The sequence below is a fragment of the Lysobacter sp. 1R34A genome, from assembly GCF_051217035.1.
In the GTDB taxonomy this organism is placed as follows: domain Bacteria; phylum Pseudomonadota; class Gammaproteobacteria; order Xanthomonadales; family Xanthomonadaceae; genus Lysobacter.
This window is the reverse complement of record NZ_JBPKJP010000039.1, coordinates 25,943-35,527: the sequence shown is the minus strand read 5'-3', so window position 1 is coordinate 35,527 and position 9,585 is coordinate 25,943. Positions and strand designations below refer to the sequence as shown.

Annotated in this window: 8 protein-coding genes; all 8 read left to right on the top strand. The window is 69.8% G+C overall.

The window, feature by feature from the left end; all coding sequences use genetic code 11:
- The first annotated feature begins 312 nt into the window (after positions 1–312).
- The 8 genes from ACSAMQ_RS11180 (at position 313) to ACSAMQ_RS11145 (ending at position 9,503) form a co-directional block, all read left to right on the top strand.
- A complete protein-coding gene (locus tag ACSAMQ_RS11180; RefSeq protein WP_435395714.1) occupies positions 313–1,320 on the top strand; it encodes a glycosyltransferase family 2 protein in 1,008 nt (335 codons plus the stop codon).
- Position 1,321: 1 nt separating this feature from the next.
- The gene (locus ACSAMQ_RS11175) at positions 1,322–2,266 is read left to right on the top strand and encodes a glycosyltransferase family 2 protein (RefSeq protein WP_435395713.1); all 945 of its coding nucleotides are present in this window, start codon (positions 1,322–1,324) and stop codon (positions 2,264–2,266) included.
- Between the two features lie 383 nt (positions 2,267–2,649).
- Positions 2,650–5,061: a penicillin-binding protein 1B gene (gene mrcB / locus ACSAMQ_RS11170; RefSeq protein ID WP_435395712.1), complete on the top strand. Its 2,412-nt coding sequence runs from the start codon at positions 2,650–2,652 to the stop codon at positions 5,059–5,061.
- A 3-nt stretch (positions 5,062–5,064) separates the two neighbouring features.
- On the top strand, positions 5,065–5,697 hold the full coding sequence (locus tag ACSAMQ_RS11165; protein ID WP_435395711.1) for a hypothetical protein: 633 nt from the start codon (positions 5,065–5,067) through the stop codon (positions 5,695–5,697).
- A gap of 7 nt (positions 5,698–5,704) precedes the next feature.
- A complete protein-coding gene (locus tag ACSAMQ_RS11160; protein ID WP_435395710.1) occupies positions 5,705–7,825 on the top strand; it encodes an ATP-dependent DNA helicase in 2,121 nt (706 codons plus the stop codon).
- A gap of 20 nt (positions 7,826–7,845) precedes the next feature.
- The gene (locus ACSAMQ_RS11155; protein ID WP_435395709.1) at positions 7,846–8,277 is read left to right on the top strand and encodes a VOC family protein; all 432 of its coding nucleotides are present in this window, start codon (positions 7,846–7,848) and stop codon (positions 8,275–8,277) included.
- Positions 8,278–8,385: 108 nt separating this feature from the next.
- Complete coding sequence (gene tsaB, locus ACSAMQ_RS11150) at positions 8,386–9,123, top strand: tRNA (adenosine(37)-N6)-threonylcarbamoyltransferase complex dimerization subunit type 1 TsaB (protein ID WP_435395708.1); 738 nt, start codon at positions 8,386–8,388, stop codon at positions 9,121–9,123.
- Positions 9,124–9,197: 74 nt separating this feature from the next.
- Entirely contained in the window at positions 9,198–9,503 is a 306-nt protein-coding gene (locus ACSAMQ_RS11145; protein WP_435395707.1) for a hypothetical protein, read from the top strand.
- Positions 9,504–9,585 lie beyond the last annotated feature (82 nt).

The following is a 9,585-nucleotide window of genomic DNA, read 5'->3' as shown; positions in this document are numbered from 1 at the left end:
CCGCAGCGCGCTCGACGCCGCCCGCTCGCTCGATGCCCGCGCCGCCGGGATCGAGGAACTCAGCGCCCGCGTGCGCAGCGCCGAGGCGGCCTCGAACTGAGGCGGCGCGCGGTCCCGTAGCGATCGTGGCCGTTGTGCCGAGGGCTGCGGCCGCGGCAGCGCGGTTGGGGTCGGGTACAGCGTGCCGGCACCGCCTGAGCGATAATGCCGGGATCCTGCCAGGCCCGACGCTCACTTGCCCTTCGACCCGCCCTTCGCCGCCGTTCGATCTTCGTTGCCGCGGTGCCGCCCGCGCGCCGAGCGCGTACGGGAATGAGCGCAGCCGAACCGCGCGATGGGGTCGCGGCCGGGGTCGCGACCGTAGTGCTGTGCACCTATAACGGTGTGCGCTACCTGCCGGCCCAGCTCGACAGTCTGCTCGCGCAGCAACGGCGGCCGGACCGGATCGTGATCGCCGACGATGCCTCGACCGACGCCACCTGGACTTTGCTTGGCGAATTCGCCCGGCGGGCCGGCGAGCGCGGCATCGAGGTCGACTTGCACCGCAATCCGGCCAATCTGGGCTACCTGCGCAACTTCGAGGCGGCGTTGCGGCGCGCCGGCGACGGCATCGTGTTCCTGTGCGACCAGGACGACGTCTGGCACCCGAACAAGCTCCAGGATTTTCTCGAATGTTTCCGCCGCCGACCGGCGCTGACCGTGCTGCACGGCGACTCGCGCCTGGTCGACGGCGAAGGCCGGGATCTCGGCCAGCGCATGTTCCAGACCCTGGAGGTCGCCGATTGGGAATTGGCGGCGTTGCACGCAGGCCGGGGCTTCGACGTGCTGCTTCGGCGCAACATCGTGACCGGCGCGACGATGGCGATGCGGCGCGATCTGCTCGATCGCGCGCTGCCGATTCCGGACGGTTGGGTTCACGACGAGTGGCTGGCCCTGATCGCCGCGGCGACCGGCGAGGTCGATTGCATCGAGGCGCCGACGGTCGATTACCGCCAGCATGGCGGCAACCAGATCGGCGCGCGCCGGCGCACCCTGGTCGAGCGGCTCGGGGGCGGCAAGCAGCGGCGCGAGCACATGCAGGCGATGGTCGCCAAGCTCGACTCGCTGCGCCGGCATATCGATGGCAACCGTCTGGAGGTCGGCGCGGACAAACGCGCCGCGATCGACGCACGCTGGGCCCACCTGCGCCTGCGCCTGGCGATGCCGGCCGGCTTCGGCCGGCGCCTGCCGCTGATCCGCGAGGAATGGCGCCAGGGCCGGTATCACCGGTATTCGGCCGGGCTGCGGTCGCTGGTCTGCGACCTGCTGGGGCTGCGCTGACATGACCGCCTCCTTATCGACGGCCGCGCCGCAGCGCATCGACGTCTGCGCCGCCATCGTCACCTACCACCCGCAAATCGACTTGCTCGAACGCGTCGTCGCGGCGGTCCGGTCTCAGGTCGGGCGGGTGCAGATCTTCGACAACGCCAGCACCGGCGAGGCCCTCGAGGCCTACTTCGAGCGGCTGCGCGAGCAGGGCGTCGAGGTGTTCCGCTCCGAGCGCAACGTCGGCCTGGGCTGCGCGATCAACCACGCCGCGCGCGCCGCGCGCGCGGCCGGGTTCGGCCAGGTGCTGTTGATGGACCAGGACAGCATCGTCGATGCGGACATGGTCGCGGTGCTGATGCAGCACCTGCAGGCCCTGCGCGAGCAGGGGCCGGTGGCCGCGGTCGGGCCGCAGTTCCGCGACGAACGCACCGGCGAAGTCGCGCCGTTCGTGCAGATCGGCTTCCCGATGAACCGCAAGCTTTACGGCGGGCCGGGGCAGGTGGTCGACTGCGATTTCCTGATCACCTCGGGCACCTTGCTGCCGCTGGACGTGCTCGACACGGTCGGCGGCATGGACGAGGGTTTGTTCATCGACAACGTCGACATCGAGTGGAGCTCGCGCGCGCGCCATCGCGGCTACCGCCTGTACGGCATCTGCGATGCGCGCATGCGGCACCGCATCGGCGACCTGGTCCAGGTTTCCCGTCTGATTCCATACCGCACCGTCGTGCACAGCCCGGCCCGGCTGTACTACATGATGCGCAACCGCGTGCTGCTGTACCGCCGCGCCGAAGTGCCGCGCCGCTGGATGGCGCAGGACCTGCCGCGCCTGGTCCTGAAATTCGTCGGCACCGCCTTGTTGCTGAAACCGCGGCTGGCCTATCTGCGCGCGATGCTGCGCGGCCTGCGCGACGGTGTGCGTGGGCGGGATGGCGCGATGCCAAGTGAGTTCGGCTGAATACCGAAGCCGATGCCCCGGCCCAAGCGCCCGTCGACCCCGCCACGACCTGCGAGCAAACCTGCGATTGCGGCAGGCGCCATCGCCGCCGGTTGGTTCGGCTGAAAACCGAAGCCGACGTCCCGGCCCAAGCGCCCGTCGCCCCGGCAGCCCCGAACACCCCTGCGATGCCAGCAGGCGCGGCTCATCCTCCCTCAAGCCCCGGTCCCCGCCTGCGAAGCCCGGCGGGCCGCCGCCTCCAAGGCTGCCTTGCGCCCATCGCCACCGGCCCACTCCACCTTGCATTCACCGGGTCTGAACGCCGATGCCGCCGCTGCGGGGCCCCGGGCACGGCTCCCGGATGCCTGCGCTAGACTTGCCGAGACTCCCTGTGTTGCATATCCGTGGCCCGAATCGATTACGACGAAGACGAGGTCGACAACGACCGCGATGACAGCAACGGCCCTGCGCCGACCTGGCGCCGCCGGCTGGTGACCTGGGCCCTGGCGGCGATCGGCCTGGGGCTCGGTTTCCTGATTCCGTACACGCTCTATCTCAATCACGAGGTCGGCCAGCGCTTCGGCCAGCTGCGCTGGCAGATCCCGACCCGGGTCTATGCGCGCCCGCTCGAACTGGCGCCCGGCCTGGCCCTGGACCCGGGCACGCTGAAGACCGAACTCGACGCCGCCTCGTACCGCGAGGACAGCGGCGCGCGTCCCGGCACCTATGCGCGCGAAGGCGGCCGCTTCACCATCGCCAGCCGCGGCTTCAACGATGTCGACGGCGCGGTGCCGGCGCGGCGGATCGAAGTGGTGGTGTCCGGCGGCCGCGTCGCCAGCGTGCGCGACCTGACCTCGCGCAAGTCGCTGAAGACCACGCGCCTGGACCCGGCGCGCATCGCCACCCTGTACGGGCAGAAGCAGGAAGAGCGCCGGCTGGTGCGGATCGAGGAAGTGCCCGAGCTGCTGGTCACCGGCCTGCAGGCGGTCGAGGACCGCGACTTCGCCCACCACATGGGCATCGACCTCAGCGGCATGGCGCGCGCGGCGTTCAAGAACGTCGCCGCCGGCCGCGCCAAGCAGGGCGCCAGCACCCTGACCCAGCAGCTCGCGCGCAGCGGCCTGCTCGGCATCGGCCAGGAACAGACCCTGACCCGCAAGGGCAAGGAAATCATCTACGCCCTGCTGATGGAGGCGCGCTACGACAAGCGCACCATCCTCGAGGCGTATTTCAACCAGGTCTATCTCGGCCAGCGCGGCTCGCAGGCCATCCACGGCGTCGCCGCGGCGTCCGAGTTCTGGTTCGGCCGCGACCTGCGCGACCTCAACACCGAACAGATCGCGCTGCTGATCGGCATCGTCCGCGGCCCGTCCTACTACGACCCGCGGCGCAACCCCGAGCGCGCGCTGGAGCGGCGCAATTTCGTCCTCGGCGAAATGCACGAAACCCAGCTGATCGACGACAAGGAGTTCCAGCGCGCGCTGAAGACACCGCTCGGCATCACCCAGAACCCGGGCAACATCGCCGCCAACCGCTTCCCGGCCTATGTCGATCTGGTCCGCCGCCAACTGGCCCGCGACTATCCGGCCGATGCGCTCGCCGGCGCCGGCCTCAGCGTGATGAGCGGCATGTCGCCCTCGGCGCAGGCGCAGGCCGAAGGCGCGGTCGCGCGCACCCTCAAGAGCCTCGACGGCAAGCGCCGCCCGCCGCTGCAGGCCGGTCTGGTCGTCACCGACGTGCACAACGGCGAAGTGGTCGCGGTGGTCGGCAGCCGCGAGTTCACCCAGCACGGGTTCAACCGCGCGGTCGAAGCGCAGCGCCCGGTGGGCTCGCTGCTGAAGCCGTTCGTGTACCTGCTCGCGTTGGCGCAGCCGAACGAATTCAGCCTGGCCTCGTGGGTCGACGACTCGCCGGTCACGGTCAAGCTCGGCCGCGGCCGCAACTGGAACCCGGGCAATTCCGACGGGCGCAGCCACGGCCTGGTGCGGATGATCGATGCGCTGGCCATGTCCTATAACCAGGCCACGGTGCGGATCGGCATGAAGGTCGCGCCGGAACGCGTGGCCGACCTGATCAAGACCCTGGCCGGCATCGAAGCGCCGAACAACCCCTCGCTGATCCTCGGTGCGGTCGACCAGAGTCCGTACGCGATGGCGCAGCTGTACCAGTTCCTCGCTTCGGGCGGCGAAATCCAGCCGCTGCACGCGGTGCGCGGCGTACTCGGCAACGACGGCAAGGCGGTCAAGCGCTACGACACGGAACCGGCGCCGGCGCAGGAAGGCGACGCGATCGCCGCGCGCCTGATCACCATCGCCCTGCAGCAGGCGGTCAGCAACGGTACCGGCCGGCAGTTGATCGGCGACGGCCTCGGCCGACTCTCGCCGGCGGGCAAGACCGGCACCAGCAACGACGGCCGCGACAGCTGGTTCGCCGGCTGGACCGGCGACCACCTGGCGGTGATCTGGGTCGGCAACGACCAGAACCAGACCACCGGCCTGTACGGCGCGACCGGTGCGATGCGGGTGTGGTCGGCGATCTTCTCGCGCCTGCCGACCGCGCCGCTCAAGGTCACCGACAAGGGCCTCGATTGGCAGTCGGTGATCGGCACCCACGCCACCGACGCCAGCTGCGCCGGTGCGCGCCGCTTCCCGTTCGTGGCCGGTTACGCGCCGCAATACGCGCCGTGCCCGGCGCCGCAGGCCGAAGGCGAATCCTCCGGCGGCGGTTGGCGCGAATGGTTCGGCCTGGGCAAGGACAATGAAGATCCCGCGCGCGAACCGGAGCCGTCTCCCGATTCCCCGCCCCCGGAGCAGTAAGTCATGCATTGCAGTGAATCCACCGGCGCCTTCCCCCGAGGGGCCCGGCGCAAAGGCGTCGTCCTGGTCGCGCTGGCTTGCCTGGCCAGCGCCTGCGCGGTAGCGCCGCCGCAGCCCACCCAGTTGGCCGAAGCGAATTTCAACGGCGAGGCCGCGGTCGCCGCGGTGCGCGCCGCCGCCGGCGGCGCCGCACGCGAACTCGACGTGCAGCCGATCCGCGACCCGCAAGTCGAGGATCTGCGGCAGCAGGCCGCGCAGCTGGAACGCGCCCGCAAGTACGCCGAAGCCGCCGCCGCGCTCGACCAGGCCTTGCAGATCAACGCCGCCGACCCGGCCCTGCTGCAGGAACGCGCCGAGGCGGCGCTGCTGCAGCACCGTCTCGACGACGCCGAGCGTTATGCGCAGAAGGCGTTCGATTCCGGCTCCCAGATCGGCCCGCTGTGCCGTCGTCATTGGGCAACCATCGTCCAGGTGCGCCAGGCCAAGCTCGACGGGGTCGGCGCGGCGATGAAACTGGCGCAGAAGCAGGAGCACTACGACGCCCTGGTGCCGCAGCGCAGCCAGCTCACCGAGGCGAAGAAGCAGGCCCAGGCCAAGATCGACGTCTGCACGGTCGCGGCGCCCGCAAGATACTGAGCCGGATATGGAACCCAGCCGCCTTGGCGTAGCCAGTCGTGCCGCGCTGAGCGAGGGCGGCGATCTCGCGCGCAACATCGCCGCGTTCGCGCCGCGCTCGGCCCAGCAGGACCTGTCGGTAGCGATCGCCGACGCCTTCGAATCGCGTACCGCCCTGCTCGCCGAAGCCGGCACCGGCACCGGCAAGACCTTCGCCTACCTGGTCCCGGCCTTGCTGTCGGGGCTCAAGACCATCGTCTCGACCGGTACCCGAGCGCTGCAGGATCAGCTCTATCACCGCGATTTGCCGCGGGTGCGCGACGCGCTGGGCGTCGGCCTGAAGACCGCGTTGCTGAAAGGCCGCGCCAATTATCTGTGCAAGTACCGCACCGAGCAGGCCAAGGGCGAGCCGCGCTTCACCAGCCGCGAATACGCCGCCCAGTTCCAGCGCATCGTCAGCTGGGCCGGGCGCACGCGCATGGGCGATCTGGCCGAACTGGACGCCCTGCCGGAAGATTCGCCGCTGCTGCCCATGGTGACCTCGACCGCGGAGAACTGCCTCGGCAGCGAGTGCCCGATGTTCGGCGACTGCTTCGTGGTCCAGGCGCGCCAGCGCGCCCAGGCCGCCGACTTGGTCGTGGTCAATCATCATCTGCTGCTCGCCGACCTGGCCCTGAAACAGGAAGGCTTCGGCGAAATCCTGCCGGGCGCGCGGGCCTTCGTCGTCGACGAGGCGCATCAGCTGCCCGACCTGGCCTCGCAGTTCTTCGGCGAGGCGATCAGTGCGCGGCCGCTGGTCGAATTGGCGCGCGACGCCCTGGCCGAATGCAAGCAGGTCACCGGCGCGCTCGCGAGCGTGCAGGGGCCGGCGCGCGAACTCGAACAGGCGGTGCGCACGGTGCGCGCAGCGATGGACGAATTGCCGGTGCGCGCGACCCGCCGCCGCGCCGCCGAATCGCTGGAAGTGGAAGCCGCGTTCGATACGCTCGCCGCCGCCCTGCGCGGCATGCGCAGCACGCTGGAACCGTTGCGTGGCGCCGCGCCGGGTTTCGACAGCTGCCATGCCCGGGCCAAGGATTTCGAAGCCAAGCTGAGGCGCTGGCGCGGCCCGACGGTCGCGCGTGCGCCGGTCGAAATCGAGCTCGTCGAGGAAGACGACGATTTCGAGCCGCCGCGCCGGCCCGTCGCGGAGGTCGCGGTCGCAGCGGACGACAGCGACGATGCCGTCGACGAGGAAGAGGAAGAGCAGGCGCCGGCCGGCCCCGACAGCAGCGTGCTGTGGTACGAGCTCACCGCGCGCGGTTTCCGCCTCAGCCGCACCCCGCTCGATGTCGCCGGCCCCTTGGCCGAACATCGCGAACGCTCGCGCGCATCGTGGGTGTTCACCTCGGCGACCCTGGCGATCGGCGGCCAATTCCGGCACTACGCGACCAAGCTCGGCCTGGTCGAGCCCAAGACCTTGCTTGCGCCGAGCCCGTTCGACTGGGCCGAGCAAGCGCTGTGCTATCTGCCGACCGGACTGCCCGACCCGGTGGTGCGCCATTACAACGAGAGCATGGTCGACAAGCTGCGACCGGTGCTCGAAGCCTCCGGCGGCCGTGCCTTCGTCCTGTTCGCCTCGCACCGCGCCTTGCGCGAAGCCGCCGAACTGTTGCGCGGCGGCCCCTGGCCCTTGTTCGTGCAGGGCGAAGCGCCGCGTCACGTGCTGCTGGAACGCTTCCGCGCTTCCGGCAACGGCGTGCTGCTCGGCGCGGCGAGCTTCCGCGAGGGCGTCGACGTGGCCGGCGAGGCGCTCAGCGTGGTGGTGATCGACAAGCTGCCGTTCGCCGCCCCCGACGACCCGGTGTTCGAAGCGCGGCTGGACGCGATCCGCCGCAGCGGCGGCAATCCGTTCCGCGACGAACAACTGCCGCAGGCGGTGATCGCGCTGAAGCAAGGCGCCGGGCGCTTGATCCGCAGCGAAACCGATCGCGGCGTGCTGGTGCTGTGCGACCCACGCTTGATCTCCAAGAGCTACGGCAAGACCTTCCTGGATTCGCTCCCGCCGTTGCCGCGCACGCGCCGGATCGAGGACGTGGCCGGTTTCTTCGCCGGCGAGCCCTTGCATCTAGAATCGTCCTCGTCGGTCGATGAGGACCACTACCGCTGATCCGCGAGGAGGGTAGGACCATGACGGAACGCAAATCGCGCGTGCACGGCCTGGGGGGCGTGTTCTTCAAGGCCGACGATCCGGCCGCGCTGGCGGCCTGGTACGCCAGGCATCTCGACGTCGGCACCGAAAACTGGGGCGGCGCCCTGTTCCCCTGGGGCCGGCTCGATGCCGACGGCCGGGCGACCGGCGAGAAGGGCTATACGCTGTGGTCGCCGTTCAAGGCCGACACCGAGTACTTCCAGCCCAGCAGCAAGCCCTACATGGTGAATTTCCGCGTCGACGACCTCGAATCGACCCTGGCCGGCCTGCGCGAAGAAGGCTGCCAGGTGCTCGACCGCTTCGAGGACGGCGAGCAGGGCAAGTTCGGCTACGTGCTCGACCCCGAAGGCGGCCTGATCGAGCTGTGGCAGCCGAACCCGAACGACCCGGCGGTCGCCGACGGCGAGTGAGGCGCCGCTCCGCCGGCACCGTGCGAGCGCACGCAGGCGCGGCGGCCGCGGCACCGCCCGCATGAGACAATCGCGGCGCGCAACGGCCGCCCGACATCATCGAGCCCCATGAAACTGCTAGCGTTCGAAACCGCCACCGAAGCCTGTTCCGTCGCCTTGTGGCTGGACGGCGAAGTGCGCGAGCGCTTCGAACTGGCGCCGCGCCGCCACGCCGAGCTGTCCTTGCCCTGGGCCGAGCAGTTATTGGCCGAGGCCGGCGTGCGCCGATCCGAACTCGATGCCATCGCGATCAGCCGCGGCCCCGGCGCGTTCACCGGCGTGCGCCTGGCGATCGCGATCGCGCAAGGCATCGCTCTGGCGCTGGACCGTCCGATCGTGCCGGTATCGACCCTGGCCGTGCTGGCCCTGCGCGCGCAACCGCTCGCCGGCGCGAACGCCGGCGCCGATGCGCTTCGCGTGTATGCCGCGATCGATGCGCGCATGGGCGAGGTCTACACCGGCGCCTTCGAGTTGCGCGGCGGCGATGCGCGCGCGCTCGACGAAGAAACCGTGGTCGCTCCCGATGCGGCCGCGGTGCCCGGCGACGCCGCCGGTTGGCTCGGCGTCGGCACCGGCTTCGCCGCGGTCCACGGCGCCCTGCAACAGCGCCTGGGCTCACGTTTCGCCGGCATCGATGCCGAAGCCCTGCCGCACGCGGCCGACCTCGCGCGCTTGGCCGCACTCGCGCATGCGCGCGGCGAAGCGGTCGCCCCCGAACTCGTCGAGCCGGCCTACCTGCGCAACAACGTCGCCCTGACCATCGCCGAGCAGGTCGCCCTGCGCAGCGAACGCAAGGCCGCACCCTGACTCATCGCGCAGGTTCGCGCAGTCGTTCAGACATGACCGCATGAGTTCGCTCATGTGACTGGAGTTGGATGCTGATGGCGAGGTTTCAGCCCCTCACTTGGCTTTACGATGTGATCGTCGAGGACGAAGGCATTCGCTTCGTGATTTTCAAGAAACTGACTGCTCACTTTCTCGAAAGGGACCGCATTGAAGAGGTCGTGGAGGTCGGCATGGCCTCGATAGGCTCTTTCTCGGCGTTCAACTTCAAGAGCCGATTTCTTGTCCGATCCTTCATGATCCGCTTGAAACGCGGCTGGTTCGCACGCCAAGTACTGATCACCCCTGCCAATGCCGAACAGTTCGAGGCTTGGTTGAGGCGGCACGGAATCGGAGTCAGATAGACATCTTGCAACAGGCCTGACAAGACGGGCGCCGTTATTCGCACGTCCCTACTAATGAAGACGCAGGTGATGAACGCCGTGC

Bases quoted from the DNA above. Each gene is read 5' to 3' on its own strand.
- ACSAMQ_RS11155 (WP_435395709.1), top strand. From the start codon at position 7,846: ATGACGGAACGCAAATCGCGCGTGCACGGCCTGGGGGGCGTGTTCTTC.
- tsaB (WP_435395708.1), top strand. From the start codon at position 8,386: ATGAAACTGCTAGCGTTCGAAACCGCCACCGAAGCCTGTTCCGTCGCC.
- ACSAMQ_RS11180 (WP_435395714.1), top strand. From the start codon at position 313: ATGAGCGCAGCCGAACCGCGCGATGGGGTCGCGGCCGGGGTCGCGACC.
- ACSAMQ_RS11145 (WP_435395707.1), top strand. From the start codon at position 9,198: ATGGCGAGGTTTCAGCCCCTCACTTGGCTTTACGATGTGATCGTCGAG.
- ACSAMQ_RS11165 (WP_435395711.1), top strand. From the start codon at position 5,065: ATGCATTGCAGTGAATCCACCGGCGCCTTCCCCCGAGGGGCCCGGCGC.
- ACSAMQ_RS11160 (WP_435395710.1), top strand. From the start codon at position 5,705: ATGGAACCCAGCCGCCTTGGCGTAGCCAGTCGTGCCGCGCTGAGCGAG.
- ACSAMQ_RS11175 (WP_435395713.1), top strand. From the start codon at position 1,322: ATGACCGCCTCCTTATCGACGGCCGCGCCGCAGCGCATCGACGTCTGC.